At 67.4% G+C, this 24,139-nt stretch carries 24 protein-coding genes; 12 read left to right on the top strand and 12 right to left on the bottom strand.

Annotated features, from left to right (window positions below):
• The first annotated feature begins 6 nt into the window (after positions 1–6).
• The gene (locus tag FPP74_RS02550; protein ID WP_095554637.1) at positions 7–333 is read left to right on the top strand and encodes a thiamine-binding protein; all 327 of its coding nucleotides are present in this window, start codon (positions 7–9) and stop codon (positions 331–333) included.
• Positions 334–1,206: a tetratricopeptide repeat protein gene (locus tag FPP74_RS02545; RefSeq protein ID WP_144717066.1), complete on the top strand. Its 873-nt coding sequence runs from the start codon at positions 334–336 to the stop codon at positions 1,204–1,206.
• Here the strand turns inward: FPP74_RS02545 and glgB are convergent.
• Both glgB and FPP74_RS02535 read right to left on the bottom strand, forming a co-directional pair.
• Positions 1,203–3,407 carry a 1,4-alpha-glucan branching protein GlgB gene (glgB, locus tag FPP74_RS02540; RefSeq protein WP_144717065.1) on the bottom strand — a complete coding sequence of 735 codons (2,205 nt, stop codon included), beginning with the start codon at positions 3,405–3,407 and terminating at the stop codon, positions 1,203–1,205. The two genes, FPP74_RS02545 and glgB, sit on opposite strands and share 4 nt — an antisense overlap.
• 38 nt (positions 3,408–3,445) lie before the next feature.
• Positions 3,446–5,470, bottom strand: a complete 2,025-nt coding sequence (locus tag FPP74_RS02535; RefSeq protein WP_144717125.1) for a maltotransferase domain-containing protein — start codon at positions 5,468–5,470, stop codon at positions 3,446–3,448.
• A 188-nt stretch (positions 5,471–5,658) separates the two neighbouring features.
• On the opposite strand from FPP74_RS02535, the gene FPP74_RS02530 reads away from it, so the two are divergent.
• From FPP74_RS02530 to FPP74_RS02510, 5 genes are all read left to right on the top strand, one after another.
• Positions 5,659–6,516, top strand: a complete 858-nt coding sequence (locus tag FPP74_RS02530) for an ABC transporter ATP-binding protein (RefSeq protein ID WP_095276037.1) — start codon at positions 5,659–5,661, stop codon at positions 6,514–6,516.
• Positions 6,517–6,568: 52 nt separating this feature from the next.
• A complete protein-coding gene (locus FPP74_RS02525) occupies positions 6,569–7,441 on the top strand; it encodes an NUDIX domain-containing protein (protein WP_095535046.1) in 873 nt (290 codons plus the stop codon).
• Complete coding sequence (locus FPP74_RS02520) at positions 7,422–8,591, top strand: SAM-dependent methyltransferase (RefSeq protein WP_144717064.1); 1,170 nt, start codon at positions 7,422–7,424, stop codon at positions 8,589–8,591. Before FPP74_RS02525 ends, FPP74_RS02520 begins: the two co-directional genes overlap by 20 nt.
• Positions 8,592–8,612: 21 nt before the next feature.
• Positions 8,613–9,749, top strand: a complete 1,137-nt coding sequence (locus FPP74_RS02515; protein ID WP_144717063.1) for a cysteine desulfurase family protein — start codon at positions 8,613–8,615, stop codon at positions 9,747–9,749.
• Positions 9,750–9,850: 101 nt separating this feature from the next.
• On the top strand, positions 9,851–10,954 hold the full coding sequence (locus FPP74_RS02510; RefSeq protein ID WP_240510581.1) for a glycoside hydrolase family 25 protein: 1,104 nt from the start codon (positions 9,851–9,853) through the stop codon (positions 10,952–10,954).
• A gap of 13 nt (positions 10,955–10,967) precedes the next feature.
• Here the strand turns inward: FPP74_RS02510 and FPP74_RS02505 are convergent, their stop codons facing one another.
• The 6 genes from FPP74_RS02505 to FPP74_RS02480 form a co-directional block, all read right to left on the bottom strand.
• Positions 10,968–11,798: a spermidine synthase gene (locus FPP74_RS02505; RefSeq protein ID WP_144717062.1), complete on the bottom strand. Its 831-nt coding sequence runs from the start codon at positions 11,796–11,798 to the stop codon at positions 10,968–10,970.
• Between the two features lie 31 nt (positions 11,799–11,829).
• On the bottom strand, positions 11,830–12,579 hold the full coding sequence (locus FPP74_RS02500; RefSeq protein ID WP_144717061.1) for an ABC transporter permease: 750 nt from the start codon (positions 12,577–12,579) through the stop codon (positions 11,830–11,832).
• Positions 12,580–12,581: 2 nt separating this feature from the next.
• Positions 12,582–13,328 (bottom strand): ABC transporter permease, encoded by a 747-nt coding sequence (locus tag FPP74_RS02495; RefSeq protein WP_144717060.1) that lies wholly within the window; start codon positions 13,326–13,328, stop codon positions 12,582–12,584.
• Entirely contained in the window at positions 13,325–14,239 is a 915-nt protein-coding gene (locus tag FPP74_RS02490; RefSeq protein ID WP_144717059.1) for an ABC transporter ATP-binding protein, read from the bottom strand. Before FPP74_RS02490 ends, FPP74_RS02495 begins: the two co-directional genes overlap by 4 nt.
• Positions 14,240–14,322: 83 nt before the next feature.
• On the bottom strand, positions 14,323–15,024 hold the full coding sequence (locus FPP74_RS02485) for a response regulator transcription factor (protein WP_186439363.1): 702 nt from the start codon (positions 15,022–15,024) through the stop codon (positions 14,323–14,325).
• The gene (locus FPP74_RS02480) at positions 15,021–16,070 is read right to left on the bottom strand and encodes a sensor histidine kinase (protein ID WP_186439362.1); all 1,050 of its coding nucleotides are present in this window, start codon (positions 16,068–16,070) and stop codon (positions 15,021–15,023) included. The genes FPP74_RS02485 and FPP74_RS02480 overlap by 4 nt, the downstream gene beginning before the upstream one ends.
• A gap of 251 nt (positions 16,071–16,321) precedes the next feature.
• Between FPP74_RS02480 and mnmA the strand changes: the two genes are divergently transcribed.
• The 3 genes from mnmA to FPP74_RS02465 are packed head-to-tail and all read left to right on the top strand — an operon-like array spanning position 16,322 to position 18,619.
• Positions 16,322–17,401 carry a tRNA 2-thiouridine(34) synthase MnmA gene (mnmA, locus tag FPP74_RS02475; protein WP_144717057.1) on the top strand — a complete coding sequence of 360 codons (1,080 nt, stop codon included), beginning with the start codon at positions 16,322–16,324 and terminating at the stop codon, positions 17,399–17,401.
• Positions 17,402–17,411: 10 nt separating this feature from the next.
• Complete coding sequence (locus FPP74_RS02470) at positions 17,412–18,257, top strand: methionine synthase (RefSeq protein ID WP_144717056.1); 846 nt, start codon at positions 17,412–17,414, stop codon at positions 18,255–18,257.
• A complete protein-coding gene (locus FPP74_RS02465; RefSeq protein WP_144717055.1) occupies positions 18,254–18,619 on the top strand; it encodes a hypothetical protein in 366 nt (121 codons plus the stop codon). The genes FPP74_RS02470 and FPP74_RS02465 overlap by 4 nt, the downstream gene beginning before the upstream one ends.
• On the opposite strand, the gene FPP74_RS02460 is transcribed toward FPP74_RS02465, so the two are convergent.
• On the bottom strand, positions 18,616–19,311 hold the full coding sequence (locus tag FPP74_RS02460) for a 3'-5' exonuclease (RefSeq protein WP_186439361.1): 696 nt from the start codon (positions 19,309–19,311) through the stop codon (positions 18,616–18,618). The genes FPP74_RS02465 and FPP74_RS02460 overlap by 4 nt on opposite strands.
• A gap of 144 nt (positions 19,312–19,455) precedes the next feature.
• Here FPP74_RS02460 and FPP74_RS02455 point away from each other — a divergent pair, with 144 nt between their 5' ends.
• Both FPP74_RS02455 and ligA read left to right on the top strand, forming a co-directional pair.
• Positions 19,456–20,196: a cyclase family protein gene (locus FPP74_RS02455; protein ID WP_144717053.1), complete on the top strand. Its 741-nt coding sequence runs from the start codon at positions 19,456–19,458 to the stop codon at positions 20,194–20,196.
• Between the two features lie 61 nt (positions 20,197–20,257).
• Entirely contained in the window at positions 20,258–22,321 is a 2,064-nt protein-coding gene (gene ligA, locus FPP74_RS02450) for an NAD-dependent DNA ligase LigA (RefSeq protein WP_144717052.1), read from the top strand.
• Here the strand turns inward: ligA and FPP74_RS02445 are convergent.
• Genes FPP74_RS02445 through FPP74_RS02435 form a run of 3 tightly spaced genes read right to left on the bottom strand, consistent with a single transcriptional unit; the run spans position 22,318 to position 24,133 of the window.
• Complete coding sequence (locus FPP74_RS02445) at positions 22,318–22,839, bottom strand: winged helix-turn-helix domain-containing protein (RefSeq protein ID WP_144717051.1); 522 nt, start codon at positions 22,837–22,839, stop codon at positions 22,318–22,320. The genes ligA and FPP74_RS02445 overlap by 4 nt on opposite strands.
• A gap of 5 nt (positions 22,840–22,844) precedes the next feature.
• Entirely contained in the window at positions 22,845–23,105 is a 261-nt protein-coding gene (locus FPP74_RS02440) for a hypothetical protein (RefSeq protein WP_144717050.1), read from the bottom strand.
• Positions 23,102–24,133, bottom strand: a complete 1,032-nt coding sequence (locus tag FPP74_RS02435) for a serine hydrolase (protein ID WP_144717049.1) — start codon at positions 24,131–24,133, stop codon at positions 23,102–23,104. Before FPP74_RS02435 ends, FPP74_RS02440 begins: the two co-directional genes overlap by 4 nt.
• Positions 24,134–24,139 lie beyond the last annotated feature (6 nt).

The raw sequence follows: 24,139 nt of genomic DNA, 5'->3' as shown, positions 1-24,139 counted from the left end.
GGCCGCATGATTGCTGCATTTTCTGTCGCCCCAACGGTGACCAATAACGCTACTGCAGAGATGTCGGAAGCCGTGTCGCGCGCCGTGCGCGTCGTGCGCGAATCCGGGCTGCCGCACGAGACGACCGCGATGTTTACCACGATCGAGGGGGAGTGGGACGAGGTCATGGACGTGATCAAGCGTGCCACGCAAGCGGTGGAGGCGGTGTCCCCACGGGTATCGTTGGTGATCAAAGCTGACATCAGGCCGGGCTACACCGACATGATGCACCAAAAAGTCGCGTCGCTAGAGCGGCACTTTTCCAATGACGCCAATGACGAAGGAGCGAACTAAATGCCGGATTTCGGACCAGGCGCAGTTGACCTGAACAAGCTGGTGGAGCAGAAGGAGGCGCAGCAGCAGCTCAAGGAGGGCGGATTCGAGCCGTTTATCACGGTCACCGAGAAGGACATCGAGGCCCGCGCCTTCCAGCGCTCCGTGCAGGTGCCGGTGGTGCTGATGATTGGCACCTCCCGGTCCGAGGATTCGGAGTCGCTCAAGGCTACGCTGCAGCAGCTGGCGGCGGGGCAGCGCAAGTTCCTCGTCGCGTATGTTGACGCGGACGCCACGCCGCAGGTGGCGCAGATGTTCGGTCTTCGCGCCCTGCCGACGGTGGTGGCGCTGGCAGCCGGCCAACCGGTGACTAATTTTGAGGGCAACCAGCCCGCCGACCAGCTCAAGCAATGGGTCGACGCGCTGGTGAACAACGTCGGCCCGCAGCTGCAGGGGCTGGACGACGAGCCGGAGACGGATGCCCCCGAGCCGGAAGACCCGCGACTGGCCCAGGCAACCGCCGCGCTGAATAGGAGCGATTTCGAGGGGGCCACCGCGCTTTATAACGCCATCTTGGCCGACGAACCCGACAATCAGCCCGTCAAGCAGGCGAAGGCGACGGTGGCGGTCTTGCAGCGCCTCGACCCCCAGCGCCGCACCACCGACCCGATCGCGGAGGCGGAGCAGGACCCGCAGGACGTGGACAAGCAGCTCGTTGCGGCGGACGCTGAGGTTGTCGCTGGCGCGCCGGAGAAGGCGTTCGAGCGTCTGCTGCGCTACGCCAAGGCCGAGCCGAAGGCGAAGGAGCGCCTGCTCGAGCTCTTCACCTTGTTCGAGCCGGGCGATCCGCGCGTGATCAACGCGCGGACGGCCCTGGCCAGCGCTTTGTTCTAGCCGCGCAGCGTGTACAGCTGCACGCTCATCGCCGGGATGTGCAGGTTAAGGGACTGGTCGAACTGGTCCCAGGTGGTGGGCTCGGTGTCCACGGTGTGGAGAAGCTCGTTGCCCGCGCCCCCGTAGACGGCGTCATCGGTGTTGATGAGCAGCTCCCACGTGCCCGCCTTGGGCGAGCCCAGGCGGTAGTTCGGCTGCGAGGCGCCGGAGAGGTTCACCACCGCGAGGACGGCCGAGCCGTCCGCGCCCCAGCGGATGTAGGCGAGGATGTTGTTTTGCGCGTCGTCGCCCTTGATCCACTGGAATCCCATGGGCGTGTTGTCCTGGGAGAACAGCGCCGGGGTGTCGCGGTAGACCAGGTTGAGGTCGCGCACGAGGCGCAGGATGCCCTTGTGGTAGTCGTGGCCCCAGTCGTCGGCAAGGTTGTCCCAGTTGACGGAGTGGGCCTCGTCCCATTCGGTGGTTTGCCCCCACTCGCAGCCCATAAACATGAGCTGCTTGCCCGGGTGCGAGAACATGTAGCCGTAGAGCGCGCGCAGTCCCGCGGCCTTGTTCCAGTCATCGCCCGGCATTCGGGTCCACAGCGAGCCCTTGCCGTGCACGACTTCGTCGTGGCTAAACGGCAGGACGTACTTCTCGCTGAACGCGTAGACCAGGGAGAACGTGATCTCGTTGTGGTGGTAGGAACGGTGGATGGGGTCGAGCGAGAAGTACTCCAGCGAGTCGTTCATCCAGCCCATGTTCCACTTCAGAGAGAACCCGAGGCCGTCGGACTCGGTGGGCGCGGTCACGCCGGGCCACGCGGTGGACTCCTCGGCCACGGTGATCACGCCCGGGTGGGTGCGGTGGACCGTGGCGTTCATCTCCTGCAGGAACTGGACGGCGTCCCAGTGCTCGCGGCCGCCGAACTGGTTGGGTAGCCACTCGCCGGGTTCGCGCGAGTAGTCGAGGTAGAGCATCGAGGCGACGGCGTCCACGCGCAGGCCGTCGAGGTGGAACTCTTCGCACCAGTAGAGCGCGTTCGCCACGAGGAAGTTGCGGACCTCGTTGCGGCCGAAGTCGAAGACGTAGGTGCCCCAGTCCTTCTGCTCGCCGCGGCGCCAGTCGGGGTGCTCGTAGAGCGCGGTGCCGTCGAAGCGCGCGAGCGCCCAGGCGTCCTTGGGGAAGTGTGCGGGGACCCAGTCGACGAGGACGCCGATGTTGTGCGCGTGGAGCTCGTCGACAAGCGCGCGGAACTCGTCTGGCGTGCCCCAGCGCGCGGTGGGTGCGTAGTAGCCGCTGACCTGGTAGCCCCAGGAGCCACCGAAGGGGTGCTCGGCAACCGGGAGGAACTCCACGTGGGTGAAGCCGTGCTCGACCAGGTACGGGACGAGCTCTTCGCGCAGCGTGTTGTAGTTCGAGCCCTGCTTCCAGGAGCCGATGTGGCACTCGTAGACGCTCATGGGGGAGTTCGCCGGGTCCACTCCCTGGCGGCGCTGCATCCACTCGGCGTCGCGCCACTCGTACTCGGTGGTGTCGGCGACGACGGAGACGGTCTCCGGCGGGGCGAGGGTGGCCTTGGCCAGCGGGTCCGCCTTGTCCACGCGGTAGCCTTCGGAGGTTTGGACCGCGAACTTGTAGTGGGCGCCGGGCGCGATTCCGGGGATGAAGATTTCCCACACACCCGTCGAGCCCAGGGTGCGCATCGGGTACTGGTTTGGGTTCCAGTTGCAGAAGTCGCCGACGACCGCCACACCCTTGGCGTTCGGGGCCCAGACCGCGAAGGCGGTGCCGGTGACCTGGCCGAGGTCGGTGGTGTAGGTGTGGACGTTCGCGCCGAGGACCTCCCAGAGACGCTCGTGGCGCCCCTCGGCGATCAGGTGCAGGTCCAGCGAGCCGACGGTGGGCAGGAAGAAGTAGGGGTCCGCGATGATCTGCGGCTCCGCGTCCGGGTAGGTGACCTTGAGGCGGTAGTCGCTCGCGTGCTCGCCCTCGAGCTCGGCGATCCAGATGTCGTCGCCGGTGTGGTGCATTTGCACGGCGTCGTTGTGAATGAGCAGCTGCACGTCGGTCGCGCCGAGCAGGCGGGTGCGCACGACGGTGTTTCCGGCCACGGCGTGGCGGCCGTAGAAGTCGTGCGGTGCGTGGTGCTTGCACTCGAGGAGGCGTTGGCGGTCGTGCTCCGGGATGAGCGCTGCGGGGGAAAGTTCGTGGCCGGTCATCATCGTCTTTCTAGTAAAGCGAGTAGAGAAGGTGCTGGTTACGGGCGGTAGTCGTGGTCCGAGATCTGGCGGTACGCGAGCGCTTCACGACGCTCCGGAGCAACCTCGGGCAGGCGGAAGATATGGGCGACGTTTTGCTGCGGCACGAGCTGAACGTAGTTGTGCTCGTTCCAGGTGTAGCGGTCGCCGGTGATGAGGTCGTGGACCGGGAAGGGTTCGCCGTGGTCCAGGCCGAGCGAGGCGGCGTCGATATGCACCATGCCCTCTTGCATGTGCCAGGGGTCCAGGTTGACCACAACGAGGACGGCGTTGCCCGTGACCGCGTCGACCTTGGAGTAGGCGATGATCTGGTCGTTGGTCACCTCGTGGAAGCGGATCTGGCGTAGCTGCTGCAGGGCCGGCTGTTCGCGGCGGATGCGGTTGAGCAGGGTGAGGTAGGGCTCGAGGGACTGGCCGCGCTCGAGGGCCGCCTCGAAGTCGCGGGGGCGCAGCTGGTACTTCTCAGAATCCATGTACTCCTCGGAGCCGCCGTGCACGGGGATGGACTCGTAGAGCTCGTAGCCGGAGTAGACACCCCAAAGCGGGCTCATCGTCGCGGCGAGTGTGGCGCGGAGCGCGAAGGCGGCGGGGCCGCCCTGCTGCAGCGAGGCATGCAGGATGTCGGGGGTGTTGACAAACAGGTTGGGGCGGGAGACGTCGGCGACGTCGATGAGCAGCTGGGTGAAGTCGGTGAGCTCTTCCTTGCTCACCTTCCAGGTGAAGTGGGTGTAAGACTGCGAGAAACCGGCTTTGGACAGCCCGTACATGCGCGGCGGGCGGGTAAACGCCTCGGCGAGGAAGATGACGTCCGGGTGGGTCTCGTGCACCTTGGCAATGAGCCAGTGCCAGAAGTTCACCGGCTTGGTGTGCGGGTTGTCCACGCGGAAGGTAGAGATGCCCAGCTCGACCCAGTACATGATGACGCGGTAGACCTCGTCGTAGAGGGTCTCCGGGTCATTATCAAAGTTGATGGGGTAGATGTCCTGGTACTTCTTCGGCGGGTTCTCCGCGTAGGCGATGGTGCCGTCCGCGAGCACGGTGAAGAACTCGGGGTGGTCGTCGGCCCACGGGTGGTCGGGCGCGGCCTGCAGGGCGAAGTCGAGGGCGATCTCCAGGCCGAGCTGTTCGGCGTGGTGGAGCATGTCGAGGAATTCTTCCTCGCCGCCGAGCTCCGGGTGGAATGCGTCGTGGCCGCCGTCCTTGGAGCCGATGGCCCAGGGGGAGCCCACGTCGCCGGGCGCCGCGGTCACGGAGTTGTTGCGGCCCTTGCGGTTGACCTCGCCGATCGGGTGGATCGGCGGGAAGTAGACGGTGTCAAAGCCCATCGCCGCCACGCGGTCGAGCGCCTGAGCGGTCGTCGCCCACGTGCCGTGGACCGGTGCGCCGCTCTCGTCGCGGCCGCCGGTGGAGCGCGGGAAGAGCTCGTACCAGGAGTTCACGAGCGCTTCGCGACGCTCCACGAGCACGTCGCACACCGGGCCGTGGGAAACCAAGTCGCGCAGTGGGTAGGCGGCGAGCACGTCCAGGACGTCCTCGCTCAGGCCGGCTTCGATGCGCTCCTGGAGGGGGAGGGAATCGTCGGCAAGCGCCGATGCTGCGTCGCTGAGCACAGCGGCGTCGGGGGCGGGGGTTTGCTCGGCGGCGGCGGTGAACAGCTCGATGCCGTGGGCGAGGTCATTGGCCAGCTCGGCGGCGGACTGGCCGGCCGCCAGCTTCTTCGTCACCGCGTTGCGCCAGGTCGCCATGACGTCGGACCAGGCGTCTACGCGGAACTGCCACAGGCCCTGCTCGTCGGGCACGAAGACGGAGTGGACGTAGTCGGGGCGGTAGGGCTCCGGGTGCATGTGCACGGAGTACTGCTCGCCGTCGGGGGAGGTGATCACCAGGGTTGCGGCCACCGCGTCGTGGCCCTCGCGCCACACCAGGGCGGAGACGGGAACGACCTCGCCGACGACCGCCTTCGATGGCAGCGTGCGGCCAGAGACCTGGGGCCGGACATCATCAATTCCGAATCTTGCAACCATGGCGTCATCTACCTCGTACGTGGCGTAGGGATCCCGCGACGCGCGTGCTGCGCCAACCGCGAGCCGGTCAGTAACACTAGCCACAGTAGCGAAACTGCAAGGACCGCACCGGCCTAAGTTGCTCCTAACTTTCGCGCTGGTGCGACGCGCACCCCAACCTCCCCACATGCGCCGGAAAATAGGACAGAATGGGAGGCGTGAATGACGCACAAGCAACCGAACCAGTGACCGACCCAGACCTCCTGCTCGACTTCCGCGGCGTGGAGTTTGTCCGCGGCGGCAATACACTCGTCGGCCCCGTGGATTGGCAAGTGGAACTGGATGAGCGCTGGGTGATCGTGGGCCCGAACGGCGCCGGCAAGACCACGCTGATCCGGATGGCATCGGCCCTGGAGTTCCCGTCCAAGGGCACGGCGTTCGTGCTCGGCGAGCAGCTCGGGCGCACCGACATGCGCGACCTGCGCGCCGCGATCGGGCTGACCTCCTCGGCGCTCGCGCAGCGCGTCCCGGAGGACGAGAAAGTGGGGGACCTGGTCGTCTCCGCGGGCTACGCCATTGTGGGCCGGTGGCGCGAGGACTACGACGAGATGGACTACGAGCAGGCCATGGACGTGCTCGAGCAGGTCGGCGCGATGCACCTCATCGACCGCCGCTGGGGCACGCTGTCCGACGGTGAGAAGAAGCGCGTCATGGTGGCGCGCGCGGTGATGATCAACCCGGAGCTGCTCATCATGGACGAGCCGGCCGCGGGCATGGACCTGGGCGGCCGCGAGGACCTCATGGCCTACCTAGGCGAGCTCGCGCTCGACCCGGACGCGCCGGCGATGGTGATGATCACCCACCACCTCGAGGAGATTCCGTACGGCTTTACGCACGCCATGCTGCTGGACGAGGGCGAAGTGGTCGCGCAAGGGCTCATCGATGACGTGCTGAACAGCGAGAACGTGTCCAAGGCCTACCACCAGCCGATCGAGGTGACGCGCGCCGACGGGCGCTACTTCGCGCGCCGGGCGCGCTCCTCCCGCGCTGGGGCGCACAGGAAGTGAGTGCGGGGGCGTCGAGAAGCACTCGAGGCCCTTCGGAACTATGAGTCGAGGCATGCAGCGCAGCGTGGGGGCGTTCTCCGCCGACCGCGGCGACGAGATCGACGTCACCGAGGTCAGCGGGTTCCATGGTGCGCGCATGTCCGCCACCGTGATCCTGCTGCGCGACACCGCCGGCGGCCTGGAAGTTTGGATGCAGGAACGCGTGCTGAGCATGAAGAACTACCCCGGGGTAACGGTGTTTCCCGGCGGCGGGGTGGACAGCCGCGACTTTCCGGGCCGCTCGTGGAACGACGGCGACCTGTGGCTCGGCCGCAGCGCGATCTCCATGGCCCGCCAGCTCGGCGTGACCAAGTACAAGGCACACGCGCTGGTGTTCGCGGCGGTGCGCGAGCTCTTCGAAGAATCCGGCACGTTGCTCGCCGTCGACGAGGAGGGGCAGCTGCTTGCCGACGCCCGCCCGTTCCACCACCAGCGCCTCCAACTGGAGTCGCACGAAATCTCGCTGACGGACGTGCTGCGCGACAACGACCTCAACGTGTGCGCCGACCTGCTCAAACCGTTCGCGCGCTGGGTGGGCCAATCCGCTCGCGGCGACTGGTTCGACACGTTCAGCTTCATCGCGGCCAACCCGACGGGGCAGGAACCGGACGGCAACACGGGGGAAGCAGACGACGCGAACTGGTTCCCGCCCTCCCTTCTGCTGGAGGGCTGGCGCCACGGGCTGGTCCGCTTCGCCCCCGCGACCTGGGCGCAGCTGCGGCTCATCGAGCAGTACGGAACCGTCGACGAGGTCTTGGCCGCGGCGAAGCACGCGACCATCACGCCGGTGATCGGCGACCCGGTGGACGACGAGCGCTTCGCCGAGTTTTTCACGTTCAAACCCAAGGACCGGATCGGAGGCCGCTATGGCATTCAGCCCGAGTGAGGTCGCCTACCTGGCGGAGCACGCCGCGCGGATCGAGGCGCTCGCCCCGGAGATCGCGCTGACGAAGGCGAGCGTGTTCGCGGACCGGGCGCGGCTCGACGCGGAGTTTGGGCAGCACGCCCGCGCCGTGTCCGCGCTCATCGCCGCGCAGCGGCAGGCGGACGGGAAGTTCCCCGGCTGGTGGCTCACCGACTCCGACGCCGCGCAGCAGGCGACGCCGGCGCTCGTGGCCGCGCACCGCGCGCGCACGCTCGCCGGCGCGGGCGCGACGCTCGTGCACGACGTGACGTGCTCGGTGGGTTCCGAGGCCCCACACATGGTGGACGCGGGGCTCACCTGGCTGGGCTCCGACTTGGACGCGGCGCGGCTGCGCATGGCGCGTTACAACCTCGGCCGCGACGCCTGGCTCGTCCGCGCCGACGCGCTGCACCCGGTGTCCGCGCCGGTGACAAGGGGCGTGGTTGTTGCGGACCCGGCGCGGCGCAAGAACGGGCGTCGCATCACAGACCCCGCCGACCTCGAGCCGCCCCTGCCTGCGCTCGTGGACGCCTACCGGAGTTCGGAGCTGGCAATCAAGTGCGCGCCGGGCATTGATTACTCGGAGTGGGACGGTCTGGTCAGTGTCGTCTCGCTCGACGGCGGGGTGAAGGAAACCTGCCTCTACACGCCCGGCATTGGCGCCGGGCGCGAGGCAGTCGTGCTCCGCGCCGACGGGTTCGTGGACGTGGTGCGCGGCGCGGGCGACGTCGTGGGCGAGGGGGATCACCGCGCCGAAGGGCCGGGGGAATGGATCGTCGAACCCGACGGCGCCGTCATCCGCGCCGGGCTGGTGCAGGAGTGGGCACGCCGTCACGGACTCTGGATGCTCGATCCGCACATCGCGTTTCTGACCGGTCGGGACGTACCTCCGGGGTACAGCGGGTTCCGCCTGCGCGAGGTGGTGCAGCTGAAGAAGCTGAAGGCGGCCCTCCGCGCCCACGACGCCGGGGCGGTAGAGATCCTCGTGCGCGGCGTGGGCGTGGATCCCGATGCGCTGCGCAAGAAGCTCAAGCTGAAGGGCGCACACCAGCGGGCGGTGATTGTGGCCCGGGTTGGCGACGACGCACTCGCCTATATCTGCGACGCGAGGGAGCACCGCCCGGCACCGTAGGAGGCGGCTACGATGAGCGGCATGGTGTATCTGGATCACGCAGCAACAACCCCCATGCGGCAAGTGGCTATCGACGCCTGGGTGGAACACGCACACGCCGTCAACCCAGGCGGGCAGTACGGCTCCGGCCGCGCGGCAAACGCTGTTCTCGCGCAGGCACGCGAGGACATCGCTGAGCTGCTTGGTGCGGACCCGGTCGAAGTGGTGTTCACTGGTTCCGGCACCGAGGCGGACAATATCGCGGTGCGCGGCCTTTACCGTGCCCGGACGAAGCAGGGGGCGCCGCGCCGGGTCGTCGCGAGCACGATCGAGCACTCCGCGGTCCTGGAGACGGTCAAGTCATTGGCACAGACCGAAGGGGCAGAGGTGGCGTGGCTGGAGCCAGACCGGGGTGGCCACGTCCGCGACCTTTCGGCGCTCGACGATCCCGCCGCGGTGGCGACGCTCATGTGGGCAAACAACGAGACTGGCGCGATCCAGCCGGTCCGCGAGGCCGCCGAGCGCGCGAACGCCGCCGGCACGCCGTTGCACGTCGACGCGGTGCAGGCGGTGGGCAAGGTGGAGGTGGACTTCCACGCGTCGGGAGCGACGACGCTGGCCGCCAGCGCACACAAGTTCGGCGGACCTCGCGGCTCCGGCATCCTGCTGGCCAAGCGTTCCCCGGTCCCTCTGCCGGTGGTGCTCGGCGGCGGCCAGGAGCGAGGGCTGCGCCCCGGCACCGTCGACGTCGCCGCGGCGGCGGCCACCGCGGCTGCCTTGCGCGAAGCGCTGGACGAGCGCGAGGCGGAGAACGCGCGGATCGCGGGCCTGCGCGACCGGCTCATCGAGCGTGTCGTCGCCGCGGTCCCGGGGACGAAGGTGACCGCGACCGAACCCCGCCTGGCCGGCCACGCGCACCTGCTCTTCCCGGGGGCGGAGGCGGAGTCCATGCTCATGCTGCTGGACTCGCTCGGCGTCGAGGCGTCGGCGGGCTCGGCCTGCTCGGCGGGCGTGCACCGCGTCTCGCACGTGCTCGATGCCATGGGGGTGGACGCTCGCGATGGCATGGGCGCGCTGCGCCTCACGCTGGGGCGAACCACCACCGAGGAGGACATCGATACATTCGTGGCCCACATCGCCGAGGTTATCGAGCGCGCCCGCGCGGCTGGCTCGCTGTAAGGGGCGGGCGCTTGTCGACGCCTCTGTTGCTCCCAAACTTTCCGCCTCCAATGGTGTGTCTCGTGTGAAAGTTGTGACTTGAGTGCGCTAGAGTGCCGGGTATGCACGCACCCTGGACGCTTTCACCTGCGCGCGCTTCGCGCCCGCACGCCCTGCTCAGCCACCCCAAAGCCCTCATTGCCGCAGTGGTCTCCGCCGCGATGGTGTTCACCTTGCTCGTCGTGAGCCCGTTCGGTCAGAAGACCGCGGACGCGCAGTCGCTACCCGGCTTGATCTCCGGCGTCGACGTTGCCGGACACCAGCACCCGGGCGGTGGCCCGATTGATTGGAAGACCGTTTCTGGCCCGGGCGGTCAGAAGTTCGCCTTCATCAAGGCCACCGAGGGCGTCGGATTCAAAAATGACTTCTACGACCAGGACGCCCAGGCCGCCGCGGATGCGGGCATGCAGGCCGGCGCGTACCACTACGCACGGCCCGCCGAGGACGCGCTGGCACAGGCCCGCTACTTCGCCGACGTCATCAACGCGGGCCCGAAGACCGACCTGCCGCCGGTGCTGGACCTGGAGGTCGACGAGGGACTTGGCCCAGTCCAGCTCGCAGCCTGGACCCAGCTCTTCCTGGGTGAGGTTGAAGCGCGCACCGGCCGCAAGCCGATGGTGTACACCTACCGTTACTTCTGGTACGAGCGCATGAACAACACCAACGCGTTCACCAACTACCCGCTGTGGTTGGCCGCGTACCAGAACCAGCCACCGGCCCCTGTCGGCGGCTGGCGCACGCTGAGCTTCTGGCAGCGCTCCGATTCCGGCCGCGTCGCCGGCATCAACACCCCGGTGGACATGAACCTGTTCAACGGCACCGACGGCCAGTACAACGCGTTCGCGGGCGGCAACCTGGACGCAGCCGGCGGCCTGCTCGAGCAGTTCCAGGCGCCAGACTCCGGCGAGCTGCAGGTCCTGGAGCAGGACAACACCGCGCTGGTCGTCGCGATCCTCGCGCTGGCGGGCGGCGCCCTCGGCATCGCCGGGCTCGCCGAGGCCGCCGACGAGGCGGGTTTCAGTGACGAGGACGCACGCAACATCGCCGACCTGGTGGCCAAGCTCGCCGCCAACGGCGAGCTGCCGGTCGATGACCTGCGCAACATGATGATCGGCGACTACCAGGTCGGCGACCTGCTCATCCTGTTGGATAACGCCACCAAGTAGCCGCGGGAGTTCCTCACTCGCCGGCAGGAGGCGTCGGCGCGGGATCGTGGCGCGGAGTCGTCGCTAAGCTCCGTGCCCACTGCTCGCCCTTGAACTGTGCCGGCACCGCGCCCTTGAGCAGGTTGCGCGTGAGCTGCGGGCTCGCCTCGATGGGGGTGTTGGCGCCGATGAGCACGATATTGCCGTAGCGCCGCCCCTTGAGCATCGGCGGGTCCGCGATCGCCGCAACGTGCGGGAACACCTCGAACATACCGGCCAGCTCCTCCTTGGCCTCCTTGAGATCCGCGCGCGAGCCACAGTTGGCCACGTAGACGCCGGTTTCGCTTATCGACGCCCACACGCTCCCATAAAACTCCACCGTCGTCAGCTCCCGCGGAGTCACGGCGTTGGCGAACACGTCGCGGATGATGACGTCCCGGGTCGCTGGCTTGAACGAGTCGGTGACATCGCGCGCATCGCCCACCCGGATCTTCACGGCCGGGGCGCGGGGGACGTCGAACAGCTCGCGCGCGAGCTCGGCGAGCCTGCCGTCGATTTCCACGACGGTGTTGCGCGAACCCGGCCACGCATCCGCGAAGTACCGCGGCAGCGAGCAGGCCGCGCCGCCCAAATGCGTCAGGCGAGGCTTGGGCCAGCGGGCCTGGTCGCTCCCGCCGCTGCGCTGGACCGAGTCCAGGAAGTCCGCGATCCAGCGCATGTACTCAAAATCCAGGCGCTGCGGCTCGCCGGGGACGATGTGCGAGCTGGGGACCCCGTTGACCAGCAGCACCATCGACCCGTCAGGCTCGTGGTGGACCTCGGCCTCGCCGGTGTCGATCTGGTACGTCTCCTGTTTCGCAGCCATGCCTGGCAGGGTACCCGGCAGCCCCGGGGACTTAAGCGTTCACGTCGACGCGGCGCAGGTACATCGTTGACGCGAGCCACCCTGCCACGGCGAGTACCGCGGCTGTGAGGACGATGCTGGCGACCGTTTTCGGGTCGAGTGCGTTGGCGTCCGCGACAGCAGAGCTGCCCATCCACAGCGCCTTGGACAATCCGACGGGCGGGAGCACGAACTGCATCGCGTGTGCCCTGGCAGCGGTCGACCCGAAGGAAATGACGCCCGTGACCGCGCCGAGCGCGATCGGCATAGCAAAGTTGCGGATGACCATGGACAAAAAGCTTTGCCACGCCGCGACCGCCACCGCCGGGAGCACCGCAATGAGCGACGACGCGGGCAGCGTCCACGGCGGCATGCCGCTGAGTCCGCTCATCCACCCGCCGGCAAGACTGCACACGATGAAGATGAGCTGCATGAGCAGCGTGAGGGTGGCGATCGCCCCCAGCTTCGCGGCGGTGATGACGCCCGCGGACCGGGAGGAAGTAAGCAGCGTGTGCCAGTTCCCGCCGCGGTGCTCGACGCGCCAGGCCGCTGCGGCGATGATGGCAATGCCCACCACCATGAAGAGCATGCCGTAGAACAGGGTGGCTTGCGACCAGTAGCTTTGCCACCCCGCGCTCAGTGTTTCGGAGTTTGCAGCGTGGTTGGCCACGCCGAACGCGACCGCGATGAGTGGGACACCGCACAGCACCGCAGCAATGTGGGTGCGGCGGAGCTTGGCAAGGTCATTGACAAGCAGGTCCATGGCTAAATTTCCTTCCTGTTGAGGTACCGGGTCGCCACGGCGAAGGCGACGGCAAGGCAGATGACGTAGGCGAGCCACAACACCCAATGGGGTTGGGTGAGGGCGATGCCGTCGTCAGCAAAGGTGTAGGGAAGTACCACCGCGAAGTAGCCGAACGGGTTGATCGCGGCGAGCCAGGCGGGCGAGAGCAGCGAGGCGATCCCGAGGAAACCGCCCACCACCCCCAAGGTGAGCACGCCAATCTGGGAATCCGTCACGGCGGCGAGGACGAGCATGATGCACGTGATGGCAAGGCTGGTCACCACCGCCGCGGCGCCGTATGCCACCCAGGCGGTTGCGACCGAGCCCGCGGGGAGCGGTGCTCCCATGGCAGCGGGCAAGGCGACACTTGCGCCGATTTCTATAAGCTTCAGCGCGACAACCAGCGGTGCGACAACGCGAAGCTTGCGGCGCAAGAGCGTGCCCTGCCGAATGCCGGCCACGGCGTTGAGCAGCCACCCGCCGTTGGCGTGCTCGTTGTCCACGGTGCGGCTGGCAATGATCGCGGCCTGCAAGGGCGTGAGGAATGCGAGCGCGATCGCGACGCCGATGAGGTGGCCGGCCCAGGAGTCGTGCGGGTCGGAGGTGAATTGCTCGATCTGATCGCCGGCAAAGACGTTCATGTTTGCTATCAAAACGATGCCGAGCGAGAGCGCCCCGCCCAGCAGAAGGACATGTGTGCGGCGCAGTTTTAACAATTCGATGCTCATGCGCTGAGCCCCTCTCGCCCCGTCATACCAATGAAGATCTCTTCGAGGCTGCGGCGCTTGCGCACCACCTGGTGGATCGGCACGCCGTGGCTGACAAGCTGCGCGCACGCGGCGGCGACGTCGTCGTCGGCAAGCCCGGTCAGCTCCACTCCGCCGGGCACGGTGCGGGGGCGCGATGCCCGCAGGACCTCCGCGGCCGCGTCGGCTGCTGGGGTTTGGATGAAGAGGTCGGGGAGGTGTGCGTCGAAAAGCTGCTGCTGCGAGCCCTGAAAGACGAGCTTGCCCTGGTTGATGATGCTTAGGCTGGTGGACATCTTCTCAATCTCGGAGAGGAGGTGGCTTGAGACGAGGACGGTGCGGCCCTCGTCGCGTGCGAGGCTGATGATGAGCTCGCGGATCTCCTCGATGCCGGCTGGGTCAAGGCCGTTGGTGGGCTCGTCCAGAATGAGCAGCTGCGGGTCGCGCACAAGCGCGATGGCGATCCCGAGGCGCTGCTTCATCCCGAGCGAATAGTGCTTGACCTGCTTGTCCATGTGCTGTTCAAGGCGCACGAGTCGCACCGCGCGCTGCGCGTTGGCCGGATCGGCCTTAAACAGGCGGGTGACAATACGCATGTTCTCGGCGCCGGTGAGGTGAGGGTACGCGGCGGGCGACTCGATGAGCGAACCAATACCGGTGAGTACCTCGCCGCGGGTCGCGCGCGTCATCGGACGGCCCAGTACGGTGATCTCGCCAGAGGTCGGGGTGGTCAGTCCGAGCAGCATCTTCATCGTGGTCGACTTGCCCGAGCCGTTCGGCCCCAGCAGGCCATGTACCGCGCCCTTGGGCACTTCGAGATCAAGCTTGTCGACGACTGCGTGTTTCCCGTAGGTCTTAGTCAGACCCTTCGTTGAAATGATTGGTGTGTCCATGGCTTCCACTCTTGCCGCGCGGAGCTGCGAAAACATCGGAGCGGGGTACCATCTTTCGCATCATACCCGGGGATGAGCGCACCTTAGGGAGCGAGCAGATCGGCGCGACTGACCAGGCCGGTGCGGTAGGCAAACAGCGCCGCGTGCACGCGGTCGCGCGACTGCGTCTTGGACAGGATCCGGCCGACGTGGGTCTTCACCGTCGGCATGGAAATGAACATGCGCTCGGCGATCTCCGCATTCGACCAGCCGCGGCCGATCGCGACGAGGACCTCGCGCTCGCGGGCAGTGAGCTCCTCGAGCGCCACGCGATCCCCGTCCGATAGCGGTGGGGTGTCGTGGTGCTCGGCAGGAGATGGGCGCTGGGAGAATCGCGCGAGGATGCGTTTGGTGGCTCGCGGAGAAATGACGGCGTCGCCGGCGGCCACGGTGCGGATGGCGTCAAGGAGCACCTCGGGCTGTGCGTCCTTGAGCAGGAAGCCGCTCGCGCCGGCGGAAAGCGCGTTGACCACGTAGTCTTCGTCGTCGAACGTGGTCAAGATGACCACCTTCGTCGCCGGGAACCGGCGGGCGACCTCAGCGGTGGCGGCGATGCCGTCGAGGACCGGCATCTGCACGTCCATAAGTATCAGGTCGACCGGGCGCGCCTCGCGCTGCTCGAGGGCCTCGGCGCCGTTGGCGGCAAGCCACTGCACCGACATGTCCGGTTGGGAATCGATAACGCGGCGAATTCCGTGGAGGAAGAGCGCCTGGTCGTCGACGATGCCGACGTGAATTGTGCTCATGCCTGTTCCTTCGGGTGAGGGGCAGTGTAGGGTACGCGCAGCTCAGTCACCCACTGCTGCGCTCCGGTGTTGGAGTGCGCGGGGCCGGTGTGCACGGTGGCGTCGATAAGCGAAGCTCGCTCGCGCATCCCCCGCAAACCGTGACCGTCCGAGGGGCCGGACGGCGGGGCTGCGATGGTGTTGACCACCTCGATCACCACCAGCTCGTCCTGCCACGTCACGTCGAGCGATGCCCGGCCGTCGCCGTGCTTGAGCGCATTCGTAAGCGCCTCCTGGACCATGCGCCGGGTCGCGATCGCCGTGGCCAGCGGCAGTTGCTCAGGCGGGGTGCCCGCCTCCGTGTAGTCCACGTCCAGGCCGCCGAGTCGGCTCGTGCGCACCAACTCGTCCAGGTCAAGCGAGTGGGGTGACGGCGCGACCGGCCGCGTTTCTGGCGCGCGGAGTAGCTTGACCACTTCGCGCATCTGGGTGAGCGACTCCCGGCCGACCTCGCCGATCGTGCGTAGCGCCTCGTCCTTGGCCGCGAGCGCGGAATCGCCGTCCCCGCAATAGCGGCCGCCGTCGGCCTGCGCGACCATCACGGCCAGCGAGTGGGTGACCACGTCGTGGATCTCGCGAGCGAGGAAGGCGCGCTCCTCCGACATGGCGTGCTCGAGTGCTATCCGTTGCTGCTGCAGCGCCTGCTCCAGTTCGCGGGCCGCGGTCTCCTCCGCGCGTCTGCGGAGCTCGCCGAAAAGCCCAGCTGCGACGAGGAGCGTGGCGCTCCACGCCAGGTAGGGGAGGCGCTCGTCGAGAGGCATGCTCCGCAGCACGGGCGAGACCAGGGAGTGCGCGAGGAGATCGCCCACGACCAGCGCTGTGGCGGCGACGTCGCGAAGCACGGGGCGCAGGTTGCGACGAGAAATATACGCGGTGAAGACCGCCACGACGATCTCGGCGATGGTGAGCTCCGTGCCGCAGGCGCGGATACCCAACAGTACAAACGCGGTGAGCGCCGTCGCGGCCGGCCACCGCCACCGCGTGAATGGCGCAGCGACCGTCCACACGACGAGTATGGCGGTTGCCCAGACGGGTTGCGAGGCACTGAAGGCACCGAGCGCAGCACACGCAGCTAGCGCTACGGCAATGACAACGTCTCGCACACGAACCGGCGACGGGGGAGTTGTGCGTGGCATACCCTCAACCTAGCCAACGCGCGCAGCTGAATCGTCATGCCACGGTATGACCCTCCGGCCCGTTGAGGGCCCAGCGCCGACGGGTTTTCCCCTGCTCCTGTTGACGGGTACACTTCCGCCACATGCGAGTATTAGCAGCGATGAGCGGGGGCGTGGACAGCTCGGTGGCGGCTGCGCGCCTGGTTGAACAGGGCCACGACGTCATCGGCGTCCACCTCGCGCTGTCCAAGGACGCGCAGCAGACCCGCGAGTCGGCCCGCGGCTGTTGTTCGTTGGAGGATTCCGCGGATGCGCGCCGCGTGTGCGACAAACTGGGCATCCCGTTTTACGTGTGGGACTTCTCGGACCGCTTCAAAGAGGACGTGATTGACAACTTCGTCTGGTCCTACGAGCACGGCGAGACCCCGAACCCTTGCCTGCGCTGCAACGAGAAGATCAAGTTCGCGGCGCTGCTCGAGCGCGCGGTCACCCTCGGCTTCGATGCGGTGGCTACCGGCCACTACGCAATTATCGACGACGACGGCAACCTCCGCCGCTCCACCGACCCCAACAAGGACCAGTCCTACGTCCTCGGTGTGCTCACCCGCGATGAGCTCAACCGCTGTCTCTTCCCGGTCGGCGATACGGAGAAGCCACAGATTCGCGAGGAGGCCGCAATGCACGGCTTTTCGACGGCCACGAAACCGGATTCCTACGACATCTGCTTCATCCCGGACGGCAATACGCAGGCCTTCCTCGGCCGCTCCATCGGCATGCGCCCAGGGCTGATCAAGGATCAGAACGGCACTGAGCTCAAGGAACACGATGGTGCCTTCCAGTACACGATTGGGCAGCGCCGCGGACTGGACCTGCGAGTGCCGGCTGCCGACGGCAAACCGCGCTACGTCACCGACGTCGACACCGCAACCGGCACCGTGACCGTGGGCCCCCGCGAGGCGCTCAAGGTGCACCAGATCACCGCGGATCGGCTCAAGGTGCTTCACCCGGCCATGGAGGGCGAGTTTGAGGCGAATGTGCAGATTCGGGCGCACGGTGGCGTCGTCAAGTGCACCGCTCGCATCGGTGAGGACTCAATGACCCTTGACCTGCACACCCCGCTCGAGGGCGTGGCGCGCGGCCAGGCAGCGGTGCTTTACCTGCCGGACCCTGACGGGCTGGGCGATGTGGTGCTCGGCTCGGGCACGATCTGCGCGACGGCGTAGGGGAGCTGCGATGACCGCCTTTGGACTCGGGCCGATGCCCGGCACGGACTTGGCGCAGGCCGCCGACGTGGTGCTTTCGGAAACGGTCCTGCCGCACATCCCGCAGCTGCCGGAGCGCGGCGTGGGTGCGGACGCGATCGGGCGCACGGCCGCGCTGCTGGGGATCCCGATTGGTCGCGGTCCGCGCGGTTGGCGCGTCGCCGCCCGCAAGCGCGGTGACGCCGACCGCATGGCCCGCGACCTCGACGGGCTCGAGGAGGCCTGGCACGGCAAGGTTGACACCGTCAAGGCGCAGCTGGTCGGGCCGTTTACGCTTGCCGCCGAGGTCGAGATGCCCAACGGACATCGCATGATCTCGGACCCCGGGGCGCTGCGCGACCTCACGGATGCGCTGATTGAAGCGTGCGGCGAGCACCGCCGCGATGTCGCAGCCCGCTTCGGCGACGTCGTACTACAGCTCGACGAGCCACTCCTGCCCGAGGTCACCGCCGGTACGCTTCGCGGCACCACGGACTACGAGATGATCCGGGCCGTCCCTGAGCCGCAGGAAACCTTGCAGCGTTTCGGGGAGCACCTACTGCACACACCAAAGCTTGTCGACGCCACCCCGTGGATCACCGTCGACCCGCGCACCTGTGACAAGGACGCGCTGGCCAAGCTGCTGGACCAGGGGACTCGCATCGCGATTCCGACCATGGCACCGCGCGAGCTCTACCGTGTCTTCGATGAACTGCAGATCGACCCGGCGCAGACCCGCCTTGACGTCTACGCCGAGCCCACAGCGACGTTGGTGGGCACCGGCGCGAACTATCGCGCGGCCCGCGAGATGGCCGAAGAGCTGAGTATGGAGGTATGAGCGAGACGCTGCACTGGAGCAAGAAAAGCCACGACTACGCGACCGGCGTCACCTTTGGCGCGATGTTCTTTGTCGTCTTCGGTCTGGTGTTGGACGACCTTATTTTGGGTACCGCCCTCGGTGTGCTGTGGTTCGTTGCGTTTTCGGGATTCACGGAAAAACGCGAAGCTCACTTCGATGGGGAAACGCTTCGACTGGTAGAAGACGGTGTAACCACAGAGGTGCCGGCAGAAGGTATCAAGTCTGTGGACCTAGCCGACGGTGATTTTGTGGTACAGACGAAGGCCGGGGAGACACGCGTCTTGGAGTCTGATGACGATGGGCTACGTGAGTTCGTCGACAAGCTGCGCGCGGAGCTTTAGCCCACCATCGGCCAACCCATGCTCACGTTGGACGCGTCGCGCCCGCGTGATTCCAGCCACTTCTTCAGGTCGGTCTGGATGCGGTAGTTCTCCACCGCCTGGTACTCCATGAGGTCATCGGTGTCCATCTCTGCGAGTTCCGGCCAGACCTTGCGCACCTGCTTCCAAGCGATACGCGCCGCCGCCATCGCGTCCGAGGTCGCTTCGTGCGCGTTGTCCAGGCGCACCCCGTAGTGCTCGCACAGCGCGCCGAGGTTGCGCTTGCCCTTGCGATAGCGGTCACGTGCCCTGTCGATGAGCAGCGGGTCAAACACAGGGCCGGTCACGGTGAAGTCGCCGGTGAGCGCGCGCAGCACACTCAAGTCGTACGGTGCGTTGAACACGATGAGCGTGAGTCCGTCGTCCCAGGCCTGCTTGATAGCGTCGACGGTCTCGCGCAGGACTTCGTCGTGGGGGCGGCCCTCGGCGCGCGCCTTTTCCGTGCTGATCCCGTGGACTGCGGCAGCAGCCTCGGGGATTTCCACGCCAGGATCTGCCAGGGTCTCGTTGGCGGTGACCTCGCGGCCGTCGATACGCACGAGGGCTGAGGTGACAATGCGAGCCTCGAGCGGGTTTACGGAGGTGGTTTCGAGGTCGAAGGAGAGCATGCGGGACGCGTCAAAAGCGGCGGGTGCGGAAGCCATGCCCGTCATTGTATCCGCGCCCCCAACACAGGATGGGTTTCCGTTCGAACGCGCGGGAGTCGTTGCGGTGAATGGAAGTATTGAACCGAGCTGTCTAGTAGCGAATAGTTGACTCACATCACCCCGATCCATCCCGACGAAAGGTGGCCCACCGTGGCACGACTCACCGACTGGCAGCAGCAGATCCTCGGCGCGAAGCGCGTCGACCTCACCCACGAGGTTCACTCCGGCATCCCGCGCTTCGCAGCATTCGAGCCGATGCAGGAGCGCGACGTCCGCACCATCGAAAAGGACCGCTTCTGGGCCAAGGAGTACACCTTCGCCACACCCTACGGCACCCACGTCGACGCGCCCGGCCACTTCGCAGCGGGCAAGCGGCTCATCTCCGGCATCGGCGTCGATGAGCTGATTCTGCCGCTCAACGTGCTGCACCTGGAGGACAAGGTAGCGGCTGACCCGGACTACGCCGTGACCGCCGACGACATCGCCGCATTCGAGGCCGAGCACGGCACGATCGAGCCCGGCAGCTTCGTCGCCTTCTCCAGCGGCTGGTCCACGCGCTGGGAGGACCCCGACGCGTTTGTGAACCTGGACGAAGACGGGGTGCAGCACACCCCCGGCTGGTCGCTCGAGGCGCTGCATGTGCTTATTGACGATCGCCGAGTTGCAGCCATCGGCCACGAAACCCTGGACACCGACCCCGGCGTCGCGGTGGCGGAAAGCGGCTTCCTCTACGGCGAGCTGTACGTGCTGGAGCAGGACATCTACCAGATCGAGGTGCTGAACAACCTCGCGCAGGTGCCCGCCACCGGTGCCGTGATCGTGGTCGGCCCGGCGAACATCAAGGGCGCCCCAAGCATTACCTCGCGCGTGTATGCGCTCTTCCAGGAGTAGCCAGCACGCCACAGAGTCGGCGCACCCCGGTCGGCGCCGCGGGCAACTAGAATCCAACGGCATGACTACACCTGAGCCAGACGTACCGTCGCCCGAGCGCCTCGAGGACCTGCAGCGTACGTGGAGCGAGATGGCGGACGAGGTCCGTCACCACCGTGACCTGTACTACAACGGGCAGCCCGTCATCTCCGATGCGGAGTTCGACGCCCTGTTCCGCAGGCTGCAGGAGCTCGAGGAGGAGCACCCCGAGCTTGCCGTGCCGGACTCGCCGACCAAGGAAGTCGGCGCGCCCACGGCCGCGTCCTCCGCGTTCGCGGACGTGACGCACCTGGAGCGCATGTACAGCCTGGACAACGTGTTCTCGGCAGAAGAGCTCGCTGAGTGGCTGCGCAAGACCCCCGGCCCGTACCTCACCGAGCTGAAGATCGATGGGCTGTCCATCGACCTGGTCTACCGCGACGGCGTCCTCGAGCGTGCCGCCACCCGCGGCGACGGCACCACGGGTGAGGACATCACTGCCAACGCCCGCGTCATCGAAGACATCCCGCACGAGCTTGCCGGCGACGCCCCCGCGCTGCTGGAGGTCCGCGGCGAGGTGTTCATCCGCCCCGAGGACTTCCCAGAGCTCAACGAGCAGCGCATCAAGGAGGGCGGCAAGCCCTTTGCCAACCCGCGCAACACCGCGGCCGGCGGCCTGCGCCAGAAACACCCGGACGATGTGAAGAAGCGCAAGCTGCACATGATCTGCCACGGCATCGGCGCCCGCGACGGCTTCGCACCGGAGACGCAGCACGATGCCTACCTCAAGCTCGCGGAGTGGGGCCTGCCGGTTTCCGAGTACACCAAGCGGGCCGAGACGGCCAAGGACGTCCAGGACGCGGTCAAGTACTGGGCGGACCACCGCCACGACGCCATCCACGAGATGGACGGTCTGGTGATCAAGGTCGATAGCGTCGCTCAGCAGCGCCAGCTCGGCTCCACCTCCCGCGCGCCGCGCTGGGCCATCGCGTACAAGTACCCGCCCGAAGAAGTCACCACCACGCTCAAGGACATCCAGGTCTCGGTCGGCCGTACCGGGCGCGCGACCCCGTACGCGGTCCTCGAGCCGGTCTTCGTCTCCGGGTCCACGGTGTCTATGGCCACCCTGCACAACCAGCACGAGGTCAAGCGCAAGGGAGTGCTCATCGGCGACACGGTCGTAGTGCGTAAGGCCGGCGAGATCATCCCCGAGGTGCTCGGGCCGGTCGCGGATCTTCGCGACGGCTCAGAGCGCGAGTTTGTCTACCCCCAGGACTGCCCGGTATGCGGCACGAAACTCGCCCCGGCGAAGGAGGGCGACGCGGATTGGCGCTGCCCGAATACCCGCTCGTGCCCGGCGCAGCTGTCGGCACGCCTGGAGTACCTCGCCTCGCGCGGCGCATTCGACATCGAGGCGCTCGGCGAGAAGGGCGCCCAGGACCTCATCGCCTCGGGCGTGCTCATCGACGAAGCCGCGCTCTTCGACCTCACCGAAGAAGACCTGAAGAAGTCCAACGCCTACACGCGCAAGGACGGCCAGGTCAACGCCGCCGGCAAGAAACTGCTGGCCAACCTCGAAACCGCCAAGCAGGTCGACTTCTGGCGCGTGCTCGTCGCCCTGTCCATCCGCCACGTCGGCCCCACCGCCGCCCGCGCGCTCGCCGCCCGCTACAAGAGCATGCAAGCGCTTCTCGACGCCCCTTTGTCCGACCTTGCCGAAACCGATGGCGTCGGGCAGATCATCGCCGAATCCTTCAAGGACTGGTTCACCGTGGACTGGCACCAGGCCATCGTGGACTCCTGGACGAAAGCCGGGGTACGCATGGAAGACGACCACGACGCCGACGCCACCCCGCACACCCTCGAGGGCCTCACCGTCGTCGTCACCGGCACCCTCGAAGGCTTTAGCCGAGACTCCGCCAAGGAAGCGATCCTCACCCGTGGCGGCAAGGCGTCGGGCTCGGTGTCCAAGAAGACCGACTTTGTCGTAGTCGGGGAGAACGCCGGGTCCAAGGAACAAAAAGCCCGCGACCTGGGCCGCCCGATCCTCAACGAGGAGCAGTTCGTCACCCTGCTGGAGGAAGGGCCGGACGCCCTGTCACGCTAGTGTGCCTCCGCGGCAATGATGATTGCCATCAGCGGCACGACGCGCGCCGGGCGAATGGCAAACGCGCCGGCCTCCTTGGCAACCCACCCCGCGGACTGCAGTGCGTTGAGGTGGTGGTAGGCCGTCCCTGTTGAGGTGACCACCTCGGCGGCGACCAGGTCGGCCGGGGTCGCGGGGCCGGAAAGCAGGTGCCGCAGAATCTCGGCGCGCACGGGGTGGGCGAGCGCGGCCAGGCGCTCGATCTGTTCCTGCCAGGCGTGCTCGGTCACCGCCTCCGTCGGCCGGGTCCACTGGTAGTCGTAGGTGCCGCTGCGGGTGGTGACCGAGCCGCCGAACGCGACCGCGCCGTCGTCGCAGCCTTCCAATGCGCGCAACGCGGCGGGGAGGTCGGGAAGGTCGGTGCCGTGCGGGACCGCGGTGGGCGCTGCCGACGCACCGGAGCGCGCGGCTTCGAGCGCCGCGACGCGCGCCTCGAGGGCGTCCAGGCGCGCGTCGGTGGAGAAATCAGCAGATGTCATGCGTTCTAGCGTTCCAAAACCGTGGAACGCTGTAAAGCGAGTCGCGCGGCGCTCAAGCCGACGAGCACCGCCGCCCACACCGCGAGGGCCCACCACAGCCAGATGGGGAGCGTAGCGTTCCAATCAAGTGGGGTGGCGATCCACCACACTACGAGGGCGGTGAGGGCGGCGTTGACAAGCGCGAAGCCCCTACGCTGCGGGCGACGTATGGCGCGGAACGTCTCCCACGCCAGGAGGGCGATAACGAATGCGATGAGCAGGATCATGCGAGCTCCTTGGTGGTGTCGAGGAGGTTGATGCCTAGGTCGTCGACCCAGGCTTCGGTGTCGCCGGCCACGAACACGGCGCGGTGCGGGTTTTCCGGGTCCCACACGAGCATCGTGCGAAACCCACCGGTCCCACCGTTGTGGAAGGTGTATGCATCGGCGGTGGCCCAGCCGTAGTCGGGCCGGCCGTGCTCGTCGACCCACTCGATGAACCGCGCCATGTCGGACGCGGTCGAGCGGATCGCGCCCGCCGGCGCCCAGCCGTCCATGTCCCAGGGCTCCGCCTCGCGCCCGTTACTGCGCAGGCCGCGCCCGAGCAGGTGCGTATCCACCCCGCCGGGGCCCGCCACGAACGATTCGTCCATGCCCGCAGGCAAGAAGATCCGCGTTCGCACAAGTTCTTCGTACGGCGTGCCAGTTTTCACCGCGAGCAGTTGCCCGAGCAGCGCGTGCCCGTAGTTGGAGTATGCGTATTCGCCGCGGCCGTGGAGCTCCATGGTCCGGGCGGCGGCAAGGATGTCGTCGGGGGAGTCGGTGCGGTACGCGTTGCCGCCCTGGGTGACGTTGGCTTTCAGGATGTCCGGCAGCCCGAGGCGGCCCATTGGCGGGAGCCCAGCGGTGTGGTTGAGCAGCTCTTCCACGGTGACTGAATCGATCGGTGCGCCGGTGGGGCCGAGGATGTCGCCGACGGTGGTGTGAAGGGTGAGCTCGTTGGCGTGGATCAGCTGTCGCACCAGCTCCGCGTTGAACGTTTTGGTCACCGAGCCGATCTCAAACTCGGTGTGCTCGTCGGCGCCGAGGCCGCCGAACGTGACTCGACCCTGGTCGTACACCAGCGCCGAGAGCGCGCGGTGCCCCGGCTCGGCGGCGGCGCTGCGCTCGAGCGCGGACGCGAGCTGCGCGTCGCCGGTGTGCGTGGTAGCCAGGCTGATGCGCTGTGGGCCGAAGGTGAGCAGGAGGGCAGCCGTCGCGGCGGCGGTGACGGCGCCAATGGCACCGGCAATAGGTCGGGAGCATGCGTGTTTCATACTTTC

Source organism: Corynebacterium sp. NML180780 (assembly GCF_007786415.1).
In the GTDB taxonomy this organism is placed as follows: Bacteria; Actinomycetota; Actinomycetes; order Mycobacteriales; family Mycobacteriaceae; genus Corynebacterium; species Corynebacterium gottingense.
Note: the sequence above shows the minus strand (reverse complement) of the source record. Positions and strands in the feature narration are given on the sequence as shown.